This is a genomic window from Luteipulveratus flavus (assembly GCF_029439465.1).
In the GTDB taxonomy this organism is placed as follows: domain Bacteria; phylum Actinomycetota; class Actinomycetes; order Actinomycetales; family Dermatophilaceae; genus Luteipulveratus; species Luteipulveratus flavus.
In genome coordinates this window covers 125139-148369 of record NZ_JAROAV010000024.1, presented here as the reverse complement: position 1 = coordinate 148369, position 23231 = coordinate 125139, and the positions used below count along the sequence as shown (strand labels likewise).

Annotated in this window: 15 protein-coding genes; 12 read left to right on the top strand and 3 right to left on the bottom strand. The window is 73.7% G+C overall.

Going from position 1 to position 23231, the window contains the following annotated elements; all coding sequences use genetic code 11:
- Window positions 1-147: 147 nt before the first annotated feature.
- From P4R38_RS07575 to P4R38_RS07560, 4 genes are all read left to right on the top strand, one after another.
- Entirely contained in the window at window positions 148-660 is a 513-nt protein-coding gene (locus tag P4R38_RS07575) for a hypothetical protein (RefSeq protein WP_277191699.1), read from the top strand.
- Between the two features lie 130 nt (window positions 661-790).
- Entirely contained in the window at window positions 791-2758 is a 1968-nt protein-coding gene (locus P4R38_RS07570; protein WP_277191697.1) for an acyltransferase family protein, read from the top strand.
- A complete protein-coding gene (locus tag P4R38_RS07565; protein ID WP_277191696.1) occupies window positions 2755-4731 on the top strand; it encodes an acyltransferase family protein in 1977 nt (658 codons plus the stop codon). The genes P4R38_RS07570 and P4R38_RS07565 overlap by 4 nt, the downstream gene beginning before the upstream one ends.
- A gap of 60 nt (window positions 4732-4791) precedes the next feature.
- The gene (locus P4R38_RS07560; protein ID WP_277191694.1) at window positions 4792-5625 is read left to right on the top strand and encodes a class I SAM-dependent methyltransferase; all 834 of its coding nucleotides are present in this window, start codon (window positions 4792-4794) and stop codon (window positions 5623-5625) included.
- On the opposite strand, the gene P4R38_RS07555 is transcribed toward P4R38_RS07560, so the two are convergent.
- Entirely contained in the window at window positions 5590-6771 is a 1182-nt protein-coding gene (locus P4R38_RS07555) for an MATE family efflux transporter (protein WP_277191693.1), read from the bottom strand. The genes P4R38_RS07560 and P4R38_RS07555 overlap by 36 nt on opposite strands.
- A gap of 220 nt (window positions 6772-6991) precedes the next feature.
- Between P4R38_RS07555 and P4R38_RS07550 the strand changes: the two genes are divergently transcribed.
- From P4R38_RS07550 to P4R38_RS07530, 5 genes are all read left to right on the top strand, one after another.
- On the top strand, window positions 6992-11185 hold the full coding sequence (locus P4R38_RS07550; protein WP_277191691.1) for an alpha-(1->3)-arabinofuranosyltransferase domain-containing protein: 4194 nt from the start codon (window positions 6992-6994) through the stop codon (window positions 11183-11185).
- On the top strand, window positions 11182-12018 hold the full coding sequence (locus tag P4R38_RS07545) for a glycosyltransferase family 2 protein (RefSeq protein WP_277191689.1): 837 nt from the start codon (window positions 11182-11184) through the stop codon (window positions 12016-12018). The genes P4R38_RS07550 and P4R38_RS07545 overlap by 4 nt, the downstream gene beginning before the upstream one ends.
- A gap of 8 nt (window positions 12019-12026) precedes the next feature.
- Complete coding sequence (locus P4R38_RS07540) at window positions 12027-13109, top strand: glycosyltransferase family 4 protein (RefSeq protein ID WP_277191822.1); 1083 nt, start codon at window positions 12027-12029, stop codon at window positions 13107-13109.
- Window positions 13106-14872 carry a hypothetical protein gene (locus tag P4R38_RS07535; protein ID WP_277191688.1) on the top strand — a complete coding sequence of 589 codons (1767 nt, stop codon included), beginning with the start codon at window positions 13106-13108 and terminating at the stop codon, window positions 14870-14872. Before P4R38_RS07540 ends, P4R38_RS07535 begins: the two co-directional genes overlap by 4 nt.
- A gap of 74 nt (window positions 14873-14946) precedes the next feature.
- The gene (locus P4R38_RS07530; RefSeq protein ID WP_275238511.1) at window positions 14947-15099 is read left to right on the top strand and encodes a hypothetical protein; all 153 of its coding nucleotides are present in this window, start codon (window positions 14947-14949) and stop codon (window positions 15097-15099) included.
- A 72-nt stretch (window positions 15100-15171) separates the two neighbouring features.
- Here the strand turns inward: P4R38_RS07530 and P4R38_RS07525 are convergent, their stop codons facing one another.
- Window positions 15172-16509 carry a glycosyltransferase family 4 protein gene (locus tag P4R38_RS07525; RefSeq protein WP_277191687.1) on the bottom strand — a complete coding sequence of 446 codons (1338 nt, stop codon included), beginning with the start codon at window positions 16507-16509 and terminating at the stop codon, window positions 15172-15174.
- A 111-nt stretch (window positions 16510-16620) separates the two neighbouring features.
- On the opposite strand from P4R38_RS07525, the gene P4R38_RS07520 reads away from it, so the two are divergent.
- Genes P4R38_RS07520 through P4R38_RS07510 form a run of 3 tightly spaced genes read left to right on the top strand, consistent with a single transcriptional unit; the run spans window position 16621 to window position 22120 of the window.
- A complete protein-coding gene (locus P4R38_RS07520) occupies window positions 16621-17475 on the top strand; it encodes a class I SAM-dependent methyltransferase (RefSeq protein ID WP_277191685.1) in 855 nt (284 codons plus the stop codon).
- Window positions 17472-18185 carry a methyltransferase domain-containing protein gene (locus tag P4R38_RS07515; RefSeq protein WP_277191683.1) on the top strand — a complete coding sequence of 238 codons (714 nt, stop codon included), beginning with the start codon at window positions 17472-17474 and terminating at the stop codon, window positions 18183-18185. Before P4R38_RS07520 ends, P4R38_RS07515 begins: the two co-directional genes overlap by 4 nt.
- Window positions 18182-22120: an alpha-(1->3)-arabinofuranosyltransferase domain-containing protein gene (locus P4R38_RS07510; RefSeq protein WP_277191681.1), complete on the top strand. Its 3939-nt coding sequence runs from the start codon at window positions 18182-18184 to the stop codon at window positions 22118-22120. Before P4R38_RS07515 ends, P4R38_RS07510 begins: the two co-directional genes overlap by 4 nt.
- Here the strand turns inward: P4R38_RS07510 and P4R38_RS07505 are convergent.
- Window positions 22020-23204 (bottom strand): acyltransferase family protein, encoded by a 1185-nt coding sequence (locus P4R38_RS07505; protein WP_277191680.1) that lies wholly within the window; start codon window positions 23202-23204, stop codon window positions 22020-22022. The genes P4R38_RS07510 and P4R38_RS07505 overlap by 101 nt on opposite strands.
- Between the last annotated feature and the right edge of the window lie 27 nt (window positions 23205-23231).

Below are 23231 nucleotides of genomic sequence, written 5' to 3'. Positions count from 1 at the left end.
ACGCGTGCTTGTGGTGGGCCAACGATCTGCTCTCAACGACGGGACGGCGGTGGTTCGGACGAGCGCACCCCGGGCTCCGAGGTTGCCGGTGATCCTACGTACTCATTGGTAGACATCGTGGCCCTCGTCACAACTAGTATGCGCGGCATGCCCCATGACGGAGACGAATCCCGCACTGTTCTGAGCCCTCGCACCGGGACCAAGGTGTCTCTCCTGATCGGCCTCGCGCTGCTCGGTGTAGCGGCCTACTGGTACTTCGTGCCGGTCACGTTCCTGGGCTCGAACGGGCAGTTCTTCGACTGCGGGAGCGCGTCATCGCCGCCGACGGAGACCTTCCCGAAGAACATCTGCCGCGATCTTCCGGACGTCTACCGCATGCGTGCGATCTTCTCGGGGCTCATCGCTCTCGCGGTGGCCGCGATCGGCACGGCGCTGTTCGGCTTCGACCGCCGCAACGAGGTCCGTTCGGTGTCCGCATCGCGAGACCGCCTGGAGGACGGTGACGTCCGCGAGCGGCGCTCCGTCGACGAGGAGCGTTACGACGAGGACCGCGACGCCACCGAGGAGCGCTCGTTCCGCCACTCCTCCGAGGACGGGGGATCGGACCGCTACGTCCCCCGCCGCAGCCGCCGCTACGACGACGACTCCCCGCGCCGCTGAGGTCGGCCGGCGTGAGGGCCGGCCGGATGGGCTGAGCGTGATCTGTACCGATCGGCAGGTATCTCCTACCCCGCGTCCGTAGTATCTCTCGGGCCCGCCCCGCCCGGACCCGGATCGTGGAGGATCTCGCTTGGCCCGCTCGCGCTACCGCAACCGACCTGCCCTGGACGGCGTCCGGGGCATCGCCATGCTCACCTTCATGGCGTTCCACCTCGGCGTCAGCGGTCTGCAGGGGGCCTGGGTCGGCATCAACCTGTTCTTCGTGCTGTCGGGCTTCCTCATCGCCCGCCTGCTGATCGAGGAGCGGATCGACTACGGCGACATCGACGTGCTCGGTTTCTACCGGCGTCGCGCCCGCCGTCTCCTGCCCGGCCTGCTGCTCCTGCTGGGCACGTTGTGCGCGTACGGACTGCTGGTCGCGGACGACGACGTGCGCCGGGCGCTGCGGGGCGACGTGCTCGCGACGCTGGGGTACGTCATGAACTGGCGGCTGATCCTGCGCGACGACCAGTACTTCGAGGCGTTCGGCAACCCCTCGTTCCTGCGGCACGCCTGGACCCTGTCGGTGGAGGAGCAGTTCTACGTCCTGGTCCCGCTGCTGATCGCGGCGCTGTTCGTGCTGCGCAGCCGGCGAGCCCAGGTGACCGTGGTGCTCGGGCTCGCGGTCGCGTCCGCCGTCTGGACCGCGGTGGTCGGGACCGGCTCCACCTCGGCGCAGGCCCATGCGTACTACGGCACCGACACGCGCGTGCAGTCGCTGCTGGTGGGGGTGGCGCTCGCCCTCCTGCTCGGCCTGCGTCGGGGCGGCCGGCTGCCCGACCGGTTGTCGCCGCCGGCTCTCGCGGTCCTCGGCTGGGGCGGGTTGGCGGGGATGGCCGTCGCCTACCTGACCGTGGCACCGTTCAGCGGCTGGATGTTCGGGTCGGGCGGCATCTTGCTGAGCTCGCTCGTCGCCGCCGCGCTGGTCACCGCGTGCGCCGACCCGCGTCCCTCTCTCCTCGGCGACGTCCTCGGCTGGCGACCGCTCGCCTACCTGGGGAAGCTCTCCTACGGGCTGTACCTGTGGCACTGGCCGATCCACCTGTGGTTCGTCCGCGCCGCCCCGCAGGCACCGACCTGGCTGCAGGTCGTGATCGGCATCCCTGTCACGGTGGCTGTCGCGGCGGCGTCGTACGAGCTGGTCGAGCGGCGCGTCCTGCGTGGTGGCGTCCGCGCGCTCGTGCCCGGCGGGCGCGGAGCCGGCCGGATGGCGGTCGCCGCCAGCGTCACCGCGGTCCTGGCCGCCTCGTACGCGGTCGGCAACGTCGCCGCTGCCGGTCCCGCATCCGGCAGCGGCACCGGCCCGGCCCTGGTGGCCGGGACTCCCGCGTACACGCCGCGACCCACCCCCGTGACTGTGGGTCTGCTCGGGGACTCGGTGCCGTTCAAGCTGCTCGAGGGCAAGCCCGCGGCGTACTCCGACCTGCGCACCGTCGGGCTCGCCGAGCCCGGCTGCGACCTCACCGACGTCCCGCTCGGCTGGTCGGACCGCGAGCGGACGACCGCCACGCCCACCTGCCTGGCGATCAAGCGCGACGTCGGCGCCCGGGTGCGCCAGGACTCGGTCGACGTCCTCGTCCTGATGACCGGGACCCTGGCGTCGTTGCCGCACGTGCTGGACGGGCGCCCGGTGGGGCTGGACGACCCGCGGTACGAGCGTGCCGTCGTCGCACGCCTGGAGCAGCTGCGCGCCGACGCGCGTTCCGCCGGCGCGGCGCAGGTCCAGGTCGTCACCGTGCCGTGCCGCGACCGCGACATCGCCTACCTCCCGGACAGCTACCGCGCCTACCTGGAGCAGCACCCGAGATTCGCCGACGCCGGCGCCGACCCGGTCGTGCTCAACCGGATCATCCGCAGCTGGGCCGGCGCGCACCAGGTGCCGGTGCTGGACCTGTACGGCGCGCTCGGCTGCGCCACCGGCTTCCGGCCCGCCGTGCACGGCGTCCCGCTGTACGGCGACGGCATCCACTTCTCCGCGCCGGCGACCCCGATGATCTGGACCTGGCTGGCCCCGTCGATCCGGACCGCGTACGAGCAGCGCGCCGGAGCCCGTTCATGAGCGCCGTATTCGCGACCCGGCGGTCCCGACGCAGCGGGGCGACGTCGGCCCCGCCCGTCCGGTTCGCCGCGATGGACGGCTACCGCGGGCTCTTCGTGATCCTGGTCGTGCTCTACCACCTCGGCGTGACCCGCCTCGCCGGCGGCTGGATCGGGATCAACCACTTCTTCGTCTTCTCCGGCTTCCTGATCACGCGCATCCTTCTCAGCGAGCACGCGCGGACCGGCCGCATCGACGCGATCGCGTTCTACGTCCGCCGAGCGCGTCGCGTCCTCCCCGCGATGCTGGTCCTGGTCGCCGCCGTCCTCGTCGCGACACTGCTCATCGGTGAGGGGGAGCAGCGCCGGCTGTGGGGCGGTGACGCGGCGGCCACGCTGGGGTTCTTCCTCAACTGGCGGCTCGTCCAGCGCAACGACGCCTACTTCGACCAGTTCGGCATGCCGTCCCCGCTGCGGCACGCGTGGACGCTGTCGGTGGAGGAGCAGTTCTACCTCGTCGTGCCGTTCCTGCTGCTCGGGCTGTGCGTCCTGGCCCGCCGGCGGGCGCTGCGGTCCGGCGTCGTGCTCGCGCTCGCGGTCGGCGCGGCCGTGTGGACGGCGCACCTCGCGCAGTCGGCCGGCCCGTCGCGGCTCTACTACGGCACCGACACCCGCGTGCAGGCTCTGCTCGTCGGTGTGGCGGTCGGGTTCCTGCTCGGGCGCGGCAGCGACGGGCGGCGGCCGGCGCTGCTGCCACGGGCGGCGACCGAGGCGATGGGCTGGGTCGGCTTCGCGACCTCGCTCAGCGCGGTCTTCCTGCTGGACGAGGCGACGCAGTGGGTCTACACCGAGGGCGGCGTGCTGCTGTTCGCGCTCGCCGCCGGGCTGGTCGCCTGGTCGGCGGTCGACGAGCGGCCCTCTCCGCTGAACCGCCTGATGAGCCTGCGACCGCTGCCGTACCTGGGCCGGATCTCCTACGGCATCTACCTCTACCACTGGCCGATCCACCTGTGGGTGCCGCTGGACGGCGTCCCGCGACCGCTCGCCGCCCTGGTGCAGCTGGTGCTGACACTCGCTGCGGCGGCCGCGTCCTACCGCTACCTGGAGGCGCCGGTGCTCGCCCACGGCCTGCGTGGGCTGCCGCTGGCGAGGCGCGCACGACGCTGGACCCTCGGCCCGGTGGTCGCGGCCGTGCTCGCCGGGTCGGTCCTGCTGTGGAGCATGCCCGCGCCGGCTCTGTCGGAGCGTCAGCCGGACCTGGTCGCGGGCCAGCGGGCGTACGACCCGGGCAGCGCGCCCCAGCGGATCTCCGTCTTGGGAGACTCGGTCGCGCAGCAGCTGGCCGACGACTTCCCGGCGGCGACCTACCCCGGGGTGAGCCTGCACAACCAGGCCCGCGAGGGCTGCGACCTGCTCCCGGCGACCGCGACGACGGGGGAGCAGGACATCCCCGTCCAGGCGCCCTGCCGGACGACCCGCGAACGCTGGCCTGCTGACTTCCGGTCGTCCGGCAGCCAGGTCCTCGTGGTCCTCGCCTGGACGATGCTCGCCTACCCGCACCGGGCGTCGGACGGCACGGTCGTCCGGCCGGGGGATCCCCGGTATGCCCAGGTGATCGACCACGGTCTGGACGACCTGCTCGCGCGCCTCGGCAGCGCCGGCCGGCTGCAGCTGGTCACCCTGCCGTGCCGCGACCTGCCCTCGGACCAGACGGGCGGCCGATCGGGTGCCGGTGCGGCGGACCTCGCTCAGGTGCGCCGGGTCGTCCGGGACCCGAGCTGGGTCAACGGCGTGCTGAAGAGCTGGGCGGCCCGCCACCCGGGCGCCGTGCGCGTCATCGACCTGCAGGCCGCGACCTGCCCCCGCGGGTACGAGCCCACCCGGGCCGGCGTCACCCTTTTCGCCGACCGGGCGCACTTCTCCCGGGAGGCCGCGCCGATGGTCTGGAAGTGGCTGCTGCCACAGATTCAGGCGAGCTATGCCCCTGTGCGGTGAGTCACATGTCACTATGTCTGCGCTACTCGGGAGTACACCGCACAGAATGGACGATCCCGCATGGACACCGCACGCTTCTTCGCCGAGCTCCCGTCACACTTCGCCGGTGACCCGCAGGAGCATGACCCGATCGACTCCGGCTGGGACGTGATCGCCAAGGACGTCAGCGGGTTCACCTCGCCGAACGAGCTGGCCGTCCTCAACCTCGCCGCGCGCCTGCTGCCCGCCGAGGAGTGCTACCTCGAGGTCGGCACGTTCAAGGGGCGCTCGCTGTGCGGCGCCGTCCGCGACGTCTCCGGCCGGAAGTTCTACGCCATGGAGAACTTCATGGAGTTCGGCATGGCCGGCGAGCTGGCCCGGGCCGAGCTGCTGGACAACCTCGGCCGCTACGCCGCCGACGCCGACGTCGAGCTGCTCGAGGGCGACTGCTTCCGGCTCATGGCGACGCCGGGCGTGGTCGACCGTCCGGTCGGGGTGTACTTCTACGACGGCGAGCACACGCAGCTGTCGCACTACCTCGCCCTCGCGGTGGCCGAGCCGCTGCTGGCCGACGAGACGCTGGTGCTGGTCGACGACGCCAGCTGGCCGGTCGTCCAGCGCGCGCACCGCTTGTTCCTGAAGTCGCACCCGGGCTGGAGCATCGAGGCGACCTGGGACGCGCGCGAGGCCGACGACCCGCGCTGGGCCAACGGCCTGCACGCCCTGGTGTTCCGCCGTACGGCCCCGTCCCGGCTCAGCCGCCGCGACGAGGCGCTGCGCCGCTACCAGGTCTCCGTCCAGGACCGGGTCAACGCGGTGGCCTGGAAGGCCGCCGGGGTCATGCCGGGCGTGGTCAAGTCCGGCGCGAGGCTGCTGCTGTCACGTTCGCGTGCCATCGGTGGCGGCCAGCGCTGAGGTCTGGTCCAGCGGTCGCTCGGCCTGGTGCGCGAGCACGGTGAGCGCCAGGCCGGCGACCGCGACCGTCAGCGCACCGGCGGTGCACACCGCCACGATCTGACCCGCCGAGTCGTGCCACCAGAAGCCGATCGTCACGGCCTGCACGACCAGCACCACCCAGGTCAGGCCGCCGAGGACGCTGGAGTTGCTGCCCATCTCGGAGAACAGCCACACCTGGGCCAGCGCCCAGGCGGTGCCGAGGGCGACGCAGGCCACGGCCAGGCCGGCGAAGTCGGTGTACTGCTCGCCACCGGCCAGACCGATCCAGAACCGCGGGGCGAGCGCGACCACCGCGAACGTGACGAGTCCGATGGCGAGCACCAGGCCTGAGGCCTTGAGCCGCACCCGCGCCGCTCCGTGCGACTGCATCCGCGGTACGAGCAGGAGCGCCACGAACTGGGTCGCCCAGCACACCGCCCGGCCGAAGGTGGAGGCGAGCGCGTACCCGCCGGACTCGTGCGCGGTCAGGAAGTGCCGGGCCAGCAGGACGTCGACGTTGGTGAGGGCCATGAAGGCGGCCAGCGTGGTGTTGGACCGCAGCAGCTCGGCCGCGAGGCCGGCCCGGGAGCTCGGCAGCCGGTCGGCGGCGTCGCGGCACAGCAGCCATCCCCAGGCGCTGGTGATCGCCGACGCCGCGAGCAGCAGCCCGAACACCTCCGTCACCGAGCTCCCGGCCAGTGCTGCGACGAGGGCGGCCCCGAGCCGGCCGCCGGCGGTCAGGATGTACAGGCTGGAGAGCCCCTTGACCCGTTCGAGCCCGAGCAGCGTCCCCTGGAACGCGCCGGTCAGCGTCATCGGGACGAGGGTCAGCCCGAGCAGCACGGGCGCCCACAACGAGTCCAGGTGGAACGCCGAGCGGAGCAGCGGCGCCAGCAGCACCGTGGCGCCGGCGAGACCGAGGCCGATCACCAGCGCCGGCCGCAGCCCGCTGGTGTGCTCACCGGCGGCGATGTGGCGGGCGACCACCACCTGGAACGCGCCCGCCGGGATCGCCAGGAGGATGCCGTACGTCGACAGCGCCGAGTAGCCGCCGAAGTCGGCCGGTCCGAGCGCGGGCGCCAGCACGATGACGAACAGGTAGGACAGGACGTTCGAGACGGCCATGGCGATCCCGAGCAGAGCGCCCGTCAGGGCGGCGCGCCGGGGACTCGGCGGCGCCGCATGGCGTGGTTTCACTGGGCCTGACCTTCGCTGTCTCGATTGCGTGTGATCCAGGCTACTCACCAGTTATATTGGCGTGAGCCCATGCGACCAGCCGGACGAGGCGTCGCCAGCCGAGACACCTCGTGGAGTTTCCCTCTTGCGCCTGCTCACCCGTTACCGGATGACGGTTGCCCTCCTGGTCGTGGTGCTGGCAGTGGTCGTCTTCCTGAACGACCTCGGTGACTTCAACACCGACATCAAGCCAGAGGTGTACATCGCGCCCCTGGACATGATCGGGCGCTACCTCTCCTCGTGGACTTCCTCGCCGTACCTCGGCTCGCCCAACTTCAACGTGGGGCTGGTCCCGGTACTGCTGATCCTGGCGGCGCTGCGCGGGATCGGCCTGTCGCCGGAGATGGCGTTCAAGACCTTCCACCTGCTGCTGTGGCTGGCGGCGGCGTGGGGTGCCGTGCGGCTGGTCCGGGCGCTGGTGCCGCGGGCCGGACGCTGGGCCGGACTTGTCGCCGGAGTGGTCTACCTCGCCAACCCGTACACCGTGCAGGCCGGCGCCACCCTGGCCATCGCGCTGCCGCTGTCGCTGCTGCCGTGGCAGCTGCTCTGCTACGTCCGGGCGCTGCGTGACGACCGCAGCTGGGCGTGGCCGGCGGCGTTCGGCCTGACCTTCTTCGCCATGAGCGGCATGAACGTCGCCGTCGTGCCGCTCCTGCAGCTGCTCGCGATGGTGCCGGTGGCCCTGGCGATCCGGTCCGAGCGGTCGCTGCCGTGGCGCCGGGTGCTCGCCGTCACCGCCAAGTGCGCGCTGTTCGTGCTGGGCGTCTCGGTCTACTGGCTCATCCCGTCGGCGGCCGCCAGCTCGACCGGCAGCCAGATCGTCGAGAGCTCGGAGACGCTGACCGGCATCGCCAAGGTCTCCTCTTTCCCCGAGGTCCTGCGCGGCGTCGGCCTCTGGCCGTTGTACGGGTACGACGACAAGGGCCCCTGGCTGCCCCAGCACGCGACCTACGTCGCCAGTCCGTTCGTCATCGTGATGACGATGGCCTGGCCGGTGCTCGCGCTGCTGATGCTGCGCTGGTGCACCGGCGTGGTCCGCCGCATGGTCGCGGTGTCCATCGGCGTCGCCGCGGTGATCATGGTCGGGATCTTCCCCCGGCAGGGCGGTCCCGCCTCGCCGTTCGGCTGGGTGCTGGAGCACATCCTGCGGATCCCGCTGATGTCGGCGTTCCGGACGACGAACAAGATCGGCGCGGTCCTGGCGCTCGCGCTGGCCGTCGCCATCGGCGTGGGGGTCGTGCGGTTCCTGCCGCGGGTGTGGCGGCGTCCGGGCGTGGCTCCGGTCGCGGTCGCGCTGGCCGTGGCGCTGCTCGCCTCGTGGGCGCTGCCGGCCTTCGGCGGGCGGCTCTACGTCTCGAAGATGAACATCCCGGGCTACTGGACGCAGGCGGCCGAACGGGCCGACGCCGGGAACCCCGCGAGCACCGTGCTGATGCTGCCCGGCCAGGTGCGGCCCGACTACCGGTGGACCGTCGAGCGGCCCGACGACGTGGCCAACTCGCTTCTCAAGCGCGACGCGGTCATCCCCGAGACGACGCCGAACGCCTCACGGCCCGGCGCCAACTTCCTCGCGGCCCTCAACGACGCCGTCCAGTCCGGTGCGGCACCGGCCGGCACCGTGGCGACGTTCGCCCGCTACCTCGGCTCCGACCAGGTCCTGCTGCGCCGGGACATGGTGTGGGAGGACGACGGCGGCGCCCGTCCGTCGGTGACCACCCGGATGCTGCAGGGCGACCTCGGCCTGAAGCAGACCGCGACGTTCGGCTACCCGAGCGAGAACGTCGGGCAGTTCTCCGACCCCCAGGGCCAGGGCGAGGAGAAGCTCACGCCGCTCGCGCTGTACGACGTGGCTCAGTCGCGGACGGCCGTGCGGGCCCAGGCCGCGACGGGCGGCGTGATCGTCGCCGGCGACGGGTTCGCCTTCCCGTCGATGACCGCGGCCGGCACCCTCGGGGCGAGCCCGACCGTCCGGTACGCCCAGGACCTCAGCGCCGCCGAGCTCGCGCAGGTGCTCCCGACCACGGGCCGGATGGTCATCACCGACACCAACGCCCGCCGCGACGTGATCCCGAACCGCCTCATCGCCGGGCAGGGTCCGCTGCTGTCCGGGACGGAGAAGCTCGGCGACACCCGCACGCTCGGCGACCGCACCGCCGACCAGACGGTGCTGCTGCGCTCGGGCGCCATCGTGCGGGCCAGCACCAGCGGTGGCACGTTCTTCGACCTGCCGTACGGCGTGCCCGAGTTCGCGGTCGACGGCGACCCGCGCTCGGCCTGGCGGTTCGGCGACTTCCGCCGCGCGACCGGGCAGACGCTGCAGGTCCGGCTGCCGGCGCCGACGTCGGTCGGGCGGGTGCCGGTGTCCCAGCTGCCGATCGGCAGCGTGAAGATCGACAAGGTCACGCTGACGGGTGGAGGCCGGTCCTCGACCGTCCGGCTCCCGGACAAGGGCAGCGCGACGCTCGACCTCGGGGGAGCCGTGACCGACCGGGTCACCCTGCGGATCGACAGCATTCGCGGCGAGGGCTTCAGCCTGGTCGGGCTGGCCGAGCTCGGTCTCCCCGGCGCCAAGGCCGCACGCACCGCCCGGACCCCCACGACGTTCAGCGACCAGTACGCGCGGATGACCCCGCAGCAGCGGGCCCGGATGGACGCGGTGCCGATGGACATCCTGCTGCGGCGGGTGCTCAACAGCCCCGACGACAGCGACGACAGCGAGCGCGCACTGCGCCGGGTGGTCACCGTCCCGAGCACGCGCGACTACACCGCCGAGGCGACGGTGCGCGTCACCGGGCCGCTGGAGCGGACGTACGACGACGCCGCCGGCTACGCGCAGTCGGTCCGGGCCGACTCCAGCGCCTTCTACTTCACCAACCCGCGCTGGCGTGCCTCGCAGGCCGCCGACGGCGACCCGAGCACCGCCTGGGCACCGGGCGGGTCGATCCGGGGTGAGCACTGGCAGGTGACCGGCCCGGAGCGCAACATCTCCGACGTCACCCTCGACCAGGTCGCCGGAAGCGCCTCCTCGCCGATGTGGGTCAGCCGGGTGCAGATCAGCGTGGACGGGCGCACGGTGCTCACCACCGGCGTCCGACCGGGCAAGAACACGCTGCGGCTGCCCGAGCCGGTGCAGGGCCGCACGGTCCGCGTCACCATCACCGGCCTCTCCGGCCGGCTCGACGCCTCGCCGCCGCGGTTCACCGAGATCGACGCCGGCGTGCGGATGCAGACGACCACGCCCGGACCCCTCGACCGCTCCGGCCGCGAGCGCTGCCTCACCGTCGCGACCGTCGACGGCAAGCCGCTGAAGATGCGTCCCGTGACGCCGCTGCTGGCGGGACCGGACGAGTCGGGCACCCGCTGGGTCGCCTGCCAGGACGTGACCCTGGAGAGCGGCGAGCGGCGGATCGAGCAGACCCAGGGCTTTGTCCTGGACACCATGGACCTCAAGGACAAGCGCCCGACCACGCAGCAGGTGCCGCTGCCGCCCACCGCGCAGGTCGTGCGCAACTCCAGCTCGGCGAAGACGCTGAAGGTCACGGCGGGCGACGCACCGTACGCCGTCGTGATCGGACAGAGCATCGACCCGCGCTGGAAGGCCACCGCCGACGGCCAGGACCTCGGGGCGCCCGTCACCCTGGACGGGTTCTCGGCCGGCTGGGTGCTGCCGAAGGGCGGCTCGCACACCATCCAGATCCGGTTCGCGCCGCAGCGCACCTCGAACATCGCCCTCGGCGTCTCCGTGGCCGTCGTGCTCCTCGCCGCGGCCCTGGTGCTGCTCGCCAGCTGGCGCCGCCGTCGCGTGGGAGCCCGCCTGGACGACCCGGACCGGACGGCGTCGGCCGCCCGCCGGGTCCGAGCGGCCTCGGACGGCGAGCCCGGCTCACGCCGAGCGGTGCGAGCACGCGCCCGTCACGTCCGCGACGACCGGCCCGGGTGGCCGCGCTGGACCCGTGAGATCGGGCTGATCGCTCTCGCCTGGTTCGCCGTCGGCTGGGCGGGCCTGGCCGCCGGTCTGCTCGTGGTCCTCGTCCTGCGCCGGTGGGCGGTACGCCCGATGTGGCTGATCGGCGCCGGTGCCGGCCTGCTGATGACCTCGATCGTCGTGTACATCGCCCTGCTCGGCGACCAGCGCGGGACGGTGTCGGCCGACGCCGTGGCCTCCTCGATGCTTCCGCACCACCTGTGCGGTGCCGGCCTGGTCATCGCGCTGGTCGGCGTGCTGCTGCCGCAGGACCACCATCACGACGACCCGGACGAGGACATGACCGAGACCCTGACGCTGGAGGCCGCACGCCCATGAGCAGCACACCCGAGGTGACGGTCGTCGTCCCCACCCGCAACAACATCCGGACCATCGCGGCCTGTCTGGCGTCGGTCCGGCAGCAGACCTACGACCGCCTGGAGCTGATCGTCGTCGACAACCACAGCGACGACGGGACCGTCGGCGTCGCCGCGGAGTACGCCGACCGGGTGATCACGGCCGGCCCGGAGCGCAGCGCCCAGCGCAACCGCGGTGTCCAGGAGGCCCACGGCGAGTGGGTGCTGTGGCTGGACAGCGACATGGTGCTGCCGCCGAGCTCGGTGGAGATCGCCGTCCGGACCGCCCACGAGGAGGACGCCGTCGGCGTCGCCCTGCCCGAGCGCACGATCGGCGCCGGGTACTGGACGGCCTGCCGGGCGCTGGAGCGGTCCTGCTACCTGGACGACCCGTGGCTGCACAACCCACGGCTGGTCCGACGCGACTTCCTGACCGGCGACGGCGGGTTCCACCTGGAGATGTCGGGGCCGGAGGACGCGGACCTGCGGATGCGGATGCACGCCCAGGGCGCCCGCATCGCGCTCGCGCCGATCATCGTCGACCACGACGAGGGCCGGCTCACGCTCACCGACGTCATGCGCAAGCGGTACTACTACGGCCGCAGCATCCCCGCGTTCGCCGCGCAGCACGACGGCGCGGTCGGCGAGCAGGGTCGAGCCGTGCTCGGCTCCTACGTCCGGCACCGCGGCAACCTGCTGCGCGACCCGGGTCACGCGGCCGGCATGGTCGTGATGCGGGGCATGGAGGTCGTCGGGTACACCCTCGGTGCGCGTCGCGGCCGGCGTGACCGGGCCGCGCGGGCGGCGGCCTCGTGACCCGGCGGATGCTGTGGGTGTCGCTCCCGGACCAGCGTCCGCGGCGCGAGCTCTACTGGATGTCGCGGATGCCCGGCACGCACGTGACCGCCCTGGCCCGCGAGGAGCCGGTCGGTGACCTCACCTGGGTGCCGAGCAGCTACCGCCGACCGATCAAGCGGTTCATCGAGGCGGGGGCGTTCGCATGGGTGAAGGGCCTGGACGAGCAGGACCCGGACTCCTTCGACTGGGTGGCCTCCCTCGAGCTGTGCTCGCTCGTGACCGGTCAGGCCTCGCGCTGGCGGCGGCGTGCTCCGGCCGGCCGGCGCCCGCTCCAGGCCGTCGTCACCTGGGAGAACCTCCCGAACCAGCCGATCTACAAGGTGCCGCCCTACCGTCAGGCGCTGGAGTCCTGCCGGTCCGCGGACCTGCTGCTGTGCATGGTCGACGCCGCACGAGACCACTTGCTGGCCAACGGTTTCGACGACGAGCGCATCCGCGTCGTCAAGCCCGGTGTCGACACCGAGATCTTCTCGCCCGCCGAGACCCCGACGCAGGACCCGGTCGTCGCCTTCATCAGCCCGCTGGCCGAGAACAAGGGCATCGACCGGGTGCTCGAGGCCATGCAGATCGTGCAGCGCACGATCCCGGAGGCGAGCCTGGTCGTGGCCGGCCGCGGTCCGCTGCGCGACCAGGTCGAGGAGGCCGCCGCCGACCCACGCCGCCGCGTCCGGCTCGCGGGCTCCCTGGACGCCCACGGCGTCGCCGACCTGCTGCGCGGGTCCGCGGTGTTCACGACGGCGCCCCGGCCGACGTGGAAGTGGACCGAGCAGCTCGGCCTGGCCTACCTGGAGGCGCAGGCCTGCGGCCTGCCCGTGGTCACCACCCGCTGCGGCACCAACGACGAGGCGGTCACCGCACCCAACGACCTGGTCGACGACTCGGCGCAGGCCCTGGCGGAGTCGCTGCTCGGCTGGCTGCAGGACCCGGCCCGACGGGTCGAGGCCGGCCGCGCGAACCGCGCCCGGATGGTCGCCGAGCACGACCTGGCGACCCAGGTGACCCGGATGGGCGCGGCGTTCGCGTCCATCGAGCGGATCCACGCGTCGTGAGCCCGCACCGGCGGACCTGGGGCGCGCTCGCGGGACTGCTGTGCGGTCTGCTCGCGCTCGGGCCCGCCCTGCGGCCCGGCTACCTGCTCGTCTACGACATGGTGTTCGTGCCGCGGCTGGAGCTCAGCGCGCGCACGCTCGGCGTGGACGGCTCGGTGCCACGGGCCGTCCCCAACGACGCGGTCGTCGCGCTGCTGTCCCAGCTCGCACCCGGCTGGGTCGTGCAGAAGGTGCTGCTGCTCGCGGTGTTCGTCGGCGTCGGCGCGGGTGTCGCCGGGCTGGTGCGCACCCGGGTCGGTGGCGTGGCCGCCGCGGTGGCCGCGTGCTGGAACCCCTACGTCGCCGAGCGTCTCGCGATCGGGCACTGGGGCTTCCTGCTCGGGTACGCCTGCCTGCCGTGGGTCGCGTCCGCCGCCGCCGCGTGCCGGGACGGGCGGCCGTACGGCCGGTGCCGGCTGGCCACCGCGCTCGTCCTCGTGGCCCTCACCGGGTCCACGGGGTCGGTCCTGGCGCTGATCGTGGCGGCCTGCGTGCTGCTGCTCCCGTCGGCCGCGGCGGCCGCGCGTGGTGCGGCGGCGCGGCTGACCGACCTGGTGTGGGTCGCGGTCGTCGCCCTGCTCGCCAACGCCCCGTGGTGGTACCCCTTCCTCGTCGTCAGCGCGGACACCCCGGCCGACTCCGGGGGAGTGGAGGCGTTCATGTCGCGCGCCGACACCCCGTACGGCGTGCTGCCGTCGCTGCTCACCGGCGGCGGCATCTGGAACAAGGGCGTCTGGTTCGACGAGCGGATGTCGACCGTCGTGGCCGGCGTGGCCCTGGTCGGCGTCACGGTGTCCGTCGCGTTCTGGGTCCGCAGCACGGGCTGGCGCCGCCATCCCGCGACGGGCGGTCTGGCCATCGCCGGGGTGATCGGCCTGCTCACCGCCGGCCTCAGCTCGGTCGTCGGCGGCAAGGACCTGGTCACCTGGATCGTGACCTCGGTGCCCGGCGGCGGTCTGATGCGCGACTCGCAGAAGTTCGTCGCGCTGTGGGTGATCCTGCTCGCGGTGTGCGTCGGGACGCTGACCGAGATCGCCCGCGCCGCGATGAGCCGGCGGCAGGCGGGTCGCGCCGGTAGCGCGCTGCTGGCCCTCGCGCTCGCGGCCTGGCCGGTCGCCACCCTGCCGAGCATGGCCTGGGGCGCGACGGGTCGCTGGGACGCGGCCCAGTACCCCGCGAGCCAGCTCGACCTGGCAGCCCGCATCGACCGGCTCCCGGCCGGGTCGGTCGCGGTGTTTCCGTGGACGCTCTACCGCCGCTACGCCTGGAACGACGACATCGTGCTGCTGGACCCGTGGCAGCGACTGATCTCGCGGGAGGTCCTGGTCAACGACGACCTCCCGCTGTCGAGCCGCACGGTCCGGGGCGAGAGCAGTGAGTCGCGTCAGATCGGCGACGCCCTCGCCACCGGCACCGACGTGACCTCGGTGCTGCGCCGGGTCGGGGTGCGCTACGTCCTGGTCCTCACCGACCAGCCGCCCGCACCCGGCGTGCCCGATGTCTCGCGCTTGGACCAGATCGTCCAGGCGCAGGACGTCGCGCTGTACGACCTGGGCGCCGGCGGCGTCGCGCCGGTCGCCGCGCCCGGCGGCTACCGGTACGCGGGGCTCGCCGCCGGCGGAACGGCGCTGGTCGTCGTCGCGATCGCCTGGGTGGTCGCCGGCCTTCGCCGTCCGTCTGGTGATCAGTCGGACCGGAGTGTGGCGCACGCCACCATGTACTGACCAGTATTGCTATGCTCGTGGCCTTGTGAGGGCGTGCAGACGCCGTACGCGACGAGACCAGTGAGGTCACACCTATGGGCACGAGTGGCAACAAGACGGCCTGGAACATCGGCGGCGCAGTCGTCGGGGTCCTGCTGGCAGGACTGGCGATCTTCGGCCTCGTGCAGTCGCAGAACTCCATCAAGCAGCCGCAGACGTACAACAACGTCATCAGCTACGACAGCTGACGACGGGCGGCGCAGGCCGCACAGCACGACGAAGGGCCGCCCCGAGGGGCGGCCCTTCGTCGTGCTCCTGGGTCAGGAGGAGCGCTGCAGCAGCGCCGGGTCGATCACGTCGTCGACCTGCTCGGTGAGCAGCACCGCCTCGACCATCGGCAGCAGCGCGTCCAGCTCGTCGTGCTCGCCCGCCGCGCCGTCACCGTCCAGGTCCTCGACCGGGGTGAGCGTCAGCGTGCTCGCGCTCGGCTGCGGCAGCCGGTCGACGTGACCGAGCACCGATCCCAGCGTGTGGGAGAGCAGGGTGCCGCTCACCGACCAGTCGAAGCTGCGGGCGTGCGTACGGGCACCGGCGCCGAGACGCTCGCGCAGGGTGGTCCGCCGCAGCAGGTGCTCGACCTGGTGGGTCATCTCGGCGACGTCCCGCGCCAGCAGCCCGGTACGGCCGTGCTGGATCGACTCGCTCGGCCCGCCCGCGTGCGCGAACGCCACGGCGGGCGTCGCGTGCAGGCCGGCCTCGACGATGGTCAGACCCCAGCCCTCCTTGTGGGAGGGCATCAGCATGAGCCACGACTGGGCGAGCAGCCGGTGCTTGGTCGCCTCGTCGACGAAGCCGTGGAACGCCACCCGCTCACCGACGCCTCGCGCGGCGGCGTGCTCCCGCAGCCGAGCCTCCCAGTACCCGCTACCCACGACGGCCAGCTGGAGGTCGGGGTAGCGGTCGCTGAGGTCGGCGACGATGTCGATGGCGGCCTCGACCTGCTTGTGCGGCACCAGCCGGCCGAGCACGCAGATCGAGGGGTGCTCGGTGCGCGGGATGTCGGCGTACGACGCGAGGTCCTCGGGGTGGTCGTTGCCGCTGTAGATCAGGTCCACGCGGTCCGCGGCGACGCCGAGCCGGCCGAGGTCGGAGCGGGTCGCCTGCGAGACGGTGACGTAGCGCGAGCGTCGGTAGACCTTCGGGGCGATGCGCGACTCCAGGAACCAGCCGACCCGTCCGAGGGCCCGGCCGAAGATGACCTTCCACTGGTCGCGGTGGACGTGGTGCACGACGTTGACGACCGGCGCCTTGGCGACGAGCGGGGACCAGAAGGGCACGCCGTTCTGGACGTCGATGACGATGTCGTAGTCGTCGCGGTGCCGGGCGATGTGCGCGATGCCGTGGGCGTAGCAGCTGAACCGGTTGCCGCGGCGGACGACCTTCACGGCGTCGTGGGTCGTCTCGGCCTGCGCGCCGGGGAAGCGCGAGGTGAAGAGGGTGACCTCGTGGCCGAGCTGGGTCAGGACATGGGCGGTCCGCTCGACGAACGTCTCCGAGCCGCCGGCCTCGGGATTCTCCCGGTCGCGCCAGGACAGGTAGAGGACGCGCAGGGGTCGGCGGTGCGCCGGTGCGGACGGGCTGCCGGTGGGCCGTGACAAACGGTCCTCCTTCGGGTGCAAGGTCGCGTGCAGGATGAGACAGCAGTCACACACGCGCCCGTTAGAGTAACGCCGATAGTTACTGAGAGGTAGCAGAACAGGATGGTCGGTGTGTGCGAGGTCTGTGGCGACCGGCTGCGTGAGCGGCCGCTGCGCGGGGGAGCGGTCCTGCGGGAGTGTGCGGTCTGCGGTCATCTGACCCGTGATCTCACCGCCGCGCCGGCGGCTCACCGAGAGCATGCGTACGGCGGTGAGCCGACCCTGGACCGCGCGCGGCTGGCCCTGACGTACGCGACCCTGCGGCGTGGTCTCCCGCGCCCGCCGGAGTCGGTGTTCGAGGTCGGGTACGGCACCGGCGCGCTGCTGCGCCGCTTCCACGACGCAGGCGCGAATATCGCGGGCGCCGACCCCGACCAGCTCGAGCTCGAGGTCGACCCCGTCGTGCGGGCGCACGCGCGGCTGTGGCCGGCGCCGGTCGAGCAGGTGCGGGCGGCGGACGTCACCGCCGACCTCGTCTACGGCATCCACGTGCTGGAGCACGTCCTCGATCCCGCGCGGACCCTGCGCGTCGCCCGGGACCTGCTGCGCCCCGGCGGGGTCGCCCAGTTCCTCACGCCCGCCGGCGACTCCACCGGTCCGCGCTGGTACGGCCAGGCGTGGTGGATGCTCGAGGACCCCACTCACATCCGCTTCTTCACCGCCGACAGCCTGGCCCGGCTGGCGCGCGTCGCCGGATTCGTCGACGTCGAGGTCCGCCGTCCCGTCCTCGACAGCGTCGTGACCGACGCCGCGAGCGTGGCGCGCGTCGCCGCCCGGTCGCCCCGACCGGCCGGCGTCCTGGCCTCCAAGCCGGTGCTCGCGCTCGGCCTCGCCACGGCTCCGGCGGTGCTCGGGGCACGGCTGGCGTACCCGCCGATGCGGCCCACCCTGCAGCTGGTCGCGCGGCGGCCGAGGGGAGACGCATGAGCTCCGGACGAGGCATCTCCCGCTCCGTCCGGCTCTTCTCCGCCTTCCGTGTCGAGCAGACCGAGCCGGACCGCTTCTACGGCGCTCTGGCCGACGACTCGATCGCCCTGCTGCGGGACTGGACCGAGCTGCGCGACCGGGTCGTCCTGGACGTCGGCGCCGGGCCGCGGCAGTTCGCCGACGCGTTCCGCGCGGCCGGGGCGAGGTACGTCCCGGTCGACCACGACCCGATGGTGTCCTCGGTCGCCGACGGGGGCGTCGTCGCGACCGCCGCCGCGCTGCCGCTGGCGGACCGCAGCGTCGACCTGGTCTTCTCCAGCAACCTGTGGGAGCACGTCCGCGAGCCCGAGGCGGTGGCGGACGAGATGGTCCGGGTCGTGCGCCCGGGCGGCCTGGTGTTCCTCTCCTACACCAACTGGCTCTCGCCGTGGGGCGGCCACGAGACCTCGCCGTGGCACTGGCTCGGCGGCAAGCGCGCCGCTCGACGCTACGAGCGCCGGCACGGCCACCCGCCCAAGAACACCGTCGACCGGACGCTGTTCCGGGTGAGCGTCGCGCAGGGCCTGCGGTGGGCCCGACGCCAGCCGGAGGTGGAGGTCCTGGTCGCGCGTCCGCGCTACCTTCCCGATGTGGCCGAGCACCTGCTGAAGGTCCCCGGGGCCCGCGAGCTGCTCACCTGGAACCTGCTGCTGATCCTGCGTCGCCGATGACGGCGGCGCCGGCCGCCCGGCACGTCCCGGCGATCGACCCCACGCGGGTCCACCGGGTCCTGGTCGCGGTCGCCGTCGCCGTGCTGCCGTGGCTGATCGCCCCCGGCCGGGTCCAGCCGGACACCAAGGTCGACCTGACCATCGCGCCCTGGACGTACCTGTCCCGAGCCCTGTCGGCCTGGAACGACCACGCCGGGCTCGGTGAGCTGCAGAACCAGGCGTACGGGTACCTCTTCCCGTTCGGTCCGGTGATGGGGATCGGCCAGTCCCTCGGGCTGCCGGCGTGGGCCTGCCAGCGGGTGTGGTGGTCCCTCCTGCTGCTGGTGGCGTTCCTGGGGGCCGAACGGCTGGTGCGGCGGACGGGGGTCGCCGGCGCGGGTCCGGCGCTGGTCGCGGGACTGGCGTACGCGCTGTCCTGCCGGGTGCTCACCGTGCTGTCGGAGATCTCGGCGGAGGCGTGGCCACTGGCGGTCGCGCCCTGGCTGGTGCTGGCCGCCCTGCCGATGGTCGGCCCGGACGCGACCCACCGGACCCGCCTGCACGCCGCGGCGGTGACGGGCCTGCTGACCGCCGCGCTGGGCGGGGTCAACGCCACGGCGTCGGCGGTCGTGCTGCTCCTCCCGCTGCTGCTGATCGTGACGGCGTCCCGCGGCGGCCGGCTGCGGGCGCTGGCCTGGTGGGTTCCCGGCGTGGCCCTCGGTGCGCTGTGGTGGGTCCTGCCGCTGCTGGTGCTGGGCCGGTACGCCTACCCGTTCCTGGACTTCATCGAGACCTCCCGCATCACCACCGCCGTCACGTCGGTGCCGAACACGCTGCGCGGCGCGTCGCACTGGGTCGCCTACATCCTCGACTCCGAGAGCCACCCGGTCTGGCAGGCGGGCTGGGTGATGGCCCAGGACCCGCTCGCGATCGTCACGACCAGTGCCGTCGCCGGCCTCGGCGCCGCCGGGCTCGTGCTGCTCCGTCGCCGAGGCGGAACCCTCACGCACCCGGCGCGGTTCGCCCTGGCCGCGGCTCTGCTGGGCACCGTGCTCATGGCGGTGGGTCATCCCGGGACCGCCGGCAGTCCGTTCGCGACGCAGGTGCAGTCCGCTCTCGACGGGCCGCTGGCACCGCTGCGCAACGTGCACAAGGCCGACCCGGTGCTGCGGCTCCCGCTCGTGCTCGGGCTCGCGTACCTGCTCGGGCGGCTCGGGTCCTGGAGGACGACGGCGGCGCGGGTCGGCGTGCTCGCGGTCGTGGGGGTGCTGCTCGCCTCGATGACCACGCTGTGGGTCGGGCGGACCGCGGACGCCCAGGGGTACGAGCGGGTGCCGGCGGAGTGGCACCGGGTCGCGACCACGGTGGACCGGCTGGCGCAGGAGCGCGGTGGCTCCACCCTTCTGCTGCCCGCGTCGCGCAACGCGCACTACACGTGGGGGAGTGCGACCGACGAGCCGCTCTCCGCCCTCGCGCAGTCACCGGTCGTGGTCCGCGCCTCGGCGCCGCTCGGCGCGCCCGCGTCCACCCGGCTGCTGGACACCGCCGACCAGCTCGCGGCGTCGGGCGTGTCGCAGCCCGGCCTCGCCGCGGGTCTGGCCCGGACGGGGGTCGACCGGGTGGTGGTCCGGCACGACCTCGCCGCGTCCGTGGACGCCGAGACCTGGCGGCTGGTCGAACGCACCCTCGGCGCCTCACCGGGCTTCACCCGGCTGCCGGCCGTCGGGCCGAGCACCAGCATCTGGCGCGTCGCAGCTCCGGCGGGCGGCGTGACGGCGTACGACGCGCGCGACCGGGTCACGGTCAGGGGCGGTCCGGAGAGCCTGTTCGACGTGACGGCGGACGGTCTGCTCGGGCGCTCGGAGTGGGCCGACGTCGACGCGAGCGCGGCCGGTCCGGGCGTCGTGACCGACTCCCTGCGGCGCAGGGCGTACAACAACGGTCGGCCGACCGCCGACGCATACGGACCGACCCTGCTCGCCTCCGACCCGGCACCGACCCGGGTGGGTGCTCGCGACCTGCCCCCGGCCGGGGACGCGGCGCACGAGACGACCCGCGAGCTGGTCGGGCTGGCCTCGCTGACCGCCTCCTCGTCGGCCGCCGACCCCTTCGCCCGCGGGTACCTCGGGCCGGGAGCCGGTCCGGCGTCGGCCGTGGACGGCGACCCGGCGACGGCGTGGGTCTCGGACCAGGGCAGCTCGGCCACCCTTGCGCTGGGGCTCGCCCGGCCGCGTGCGGTCGGCACCCTCCGGATCCGGCTCGCCACCGGTCCGGGTCTCACGACCCCCGGTGCGGTCGACGTCAGCGTGGACGGCGCCCGGCAGTCCGTTCGGGTCCGCGACGGCGTCGCGCAGCTCGACGTGCGGACGGCGGCCCGCTCGGTGACGATCGGCCTCGACGCGGGCGCCGACGACCGCCAGGTCGGGATCACCGACGTCACCCTGTCCGCGGTGCCCGAGCTCGGCACCCGGCTCCGCCTCCCCGGACGTGTCGATGCCACCCGCGACGCGGTGCTGCTGCGCCGGGACCCGCGTGAGCGCTCGGCGCAGGGACGTGACGGCGAGGACCCCGCGGCGCTGCGCCGGGTCGTGGACGTGGCAGCCGGCGGAGTGCTGACGCCGACCGTCTCCGTGCGACCGGTGTGGGGCCCGGCCCTGGACGCCCTGCTGGACGGCGGCACTCCCGTCCGGGGCAGCTCGCGGCGTGACCTCGACCCGACGGCCCGCCCCGGCGCGGCCCTGGACGCCGACCCGTCGACGCGGTGGGTACCCGACCCCGGCGACGAGCTGCCCACCCTCACCGTCACGCTCCCGCGCGATGCCCGGGTCGAGGGAATCCGGGTCTCCGGCGGCGACCCCGTGCGGGCCGTCCGCGTGCTCACCGGCCGGACCGTCCAGCGGCTCGGCCCCGACGGCGGCGCGACACGTGTCCGGGGCGACCGGCTGACCGTCCAGCTGGTGAAGGGGGCGCACCGCGGCACCTGGACCGCGCCGGACCTCGTGCTGGACGGGGTGACCGTCCCCACCTCGGGGGCCGTGGACCTGCCGTGCGGAAGCGCCGGCACGCTGGCGGTCGGCCCGCGGTCGGTACCCCTGGCCGCTCGTGCTGAGCGCAGCGCGCTGCTGACCGGCGCGTCGGTGCCGGCGCGGCCCTGCGGGGCCAGGGAGGTGACGGTGGCCGCCGGCCGGGTGCCCGTCGACGCCGGGCCCGGCACCGGCGTCCGCACCGAGTCCGTGCTGCTGCGTCCGAGCGCGGCGACCCAGCCCGCCGCTCACACCCCACGACGCGTCGACGAGGTACGGCAGGCGCCCGGCCTTCATTCGGTCCGGGTGGCGTCCGGTGCTCCGGCCGTCCTGGCCCTCACCGAGGGCGCCAACGACGGCTGGCGGGCGACCACGGACGACGGGTCCGTGCTGCGGCCGGTGACCGTGGACGGGTGGCGGCAGGGGTTCCGGCTGGACGACCCTCGTGCGACCGGTGTGCGCATCGAGTTCGCGCCGACCTCGACGCATCGGGCGGGTCTGGTGGCGGGCGCGCTCGCCGTCCTGCTGCTCGCCGTCGTGGCGATCCTCACCCGTGGCCGTACCCCTCGCGAGCTGGCACAGCCTGTGGGCGGACCCCGGGCGGAGGCGTCGCGGCCCCGGTGGGTGGGAGCTGTCGCTGCGGTCCTGGTGGGCGGCGTCGTCGCCGGCCCGGCGGGTCTGCTGGTCGGCGTCCTCGCCTCGGTGACGCCGCGACGATGGGTCGCCCCCGCCGCAGCCGTCGCGATGGCCTTGGCCGGCGTCACGATGGCGACGCTCGGGGTGGTCGAGCAGCAGAGTGTCGGTGCCGTGGCGGGTCAGCTGCTGGGCACGCTCACTCTCGCGCTGCTGGCACGGGCGCTGGGCGGCGGTGCGCCCGGCGCAGCACCGGCTGCTCGACCAGCTGCGCCGACAGCGACGCCACCGCGGTCGTGAGGCCCAGCACCGGGAGCAGCACCCACCAGAAGGCGCCGGAGAACAACGGCCGCCCGGTCGCCAGGTAGATCACCTGCAGCACGAGCACGTGCCAGAGGAAGACGCCGTAGGAGATGTCGCCGGCCCAGTGCGTCGCCGGGTGCCGGCCGACCGCCTCGGCCACGCTCCCGGCGGGCGTGGGGACGAGGGCCGCCGCCAGGAGCAGTCCGGCCAGCAGCGCGTAGAGCAGCTCCTTGGCGACCCCCTCGGCGACGGTGGGCGCCGTGAGGTCCACCGGTCCGGCGAGTGGCGAGGCCGCGAGGACGTACACCGCGAGCGCGGCCAGCAGGCAGGTGCCGGCGGAGCGCAGCAACCTCAGCCAGGCCATGACTCGGCCGTCCGGTCGCCAGGGCAGCCGGCCGGCGTCCCGAGCCGTGGCCGTGACCGCGATCGCCGCTCCGACCGCGAACCACGCCCCGTGGCCGACGATGCTCGTGGCCAGCACACCGGCCCCGCGCTGCGATCCTGCGCCGGTCCAGGCCATCGCGACGCCCTGCAGCGCCAGGCCGACGACCGCGAGCCCGCCGCACCGGGCGAGGATCGTCCGGACGCCGCCGGCCGAGCGCAGGGCCCGCGACGCCGCCGCGCCGAGGAAGGGCACGGCGAGGTAGAACGTCAGCTCGGTGGTGAGGCTCCAGGTCTGGGTGAACGACTGGTAGGTCTGGCCCGTCAGGCCCTGCAGGACCAGGACGTGCGCGAACACCTTCGGCCACGAGCCGGTCCCGCCGGTCGACGAGGCGAGCGCGGCGACGACGAGCACCGCGACCAGGGCGAGCCAGTACGCCGGCAGGATCCGGGCCAGCCGCCGTACGGCGTACGTCCGCGGCCGTGGTCGGGGCGTGTCCAGCAGGCCGTGCCGGAACCATGGACGCAGCAGCAGGAACGCCGAGAGCGCGAAGAAGATCGCGACCCCGCTGTCACCGCGGGCGAGCAGCCGGCCGACCACGTCCTGGCCCGAGGCTCCGGTCCAGAACGCCACGTGCGAGAGCAGCACGAGCAGGGCCGCGACGGCCCGCAGGCCGTCGATCAGGCGGATCCGTTTCATCTGTGCTCCAGTTCACACCTACTATCT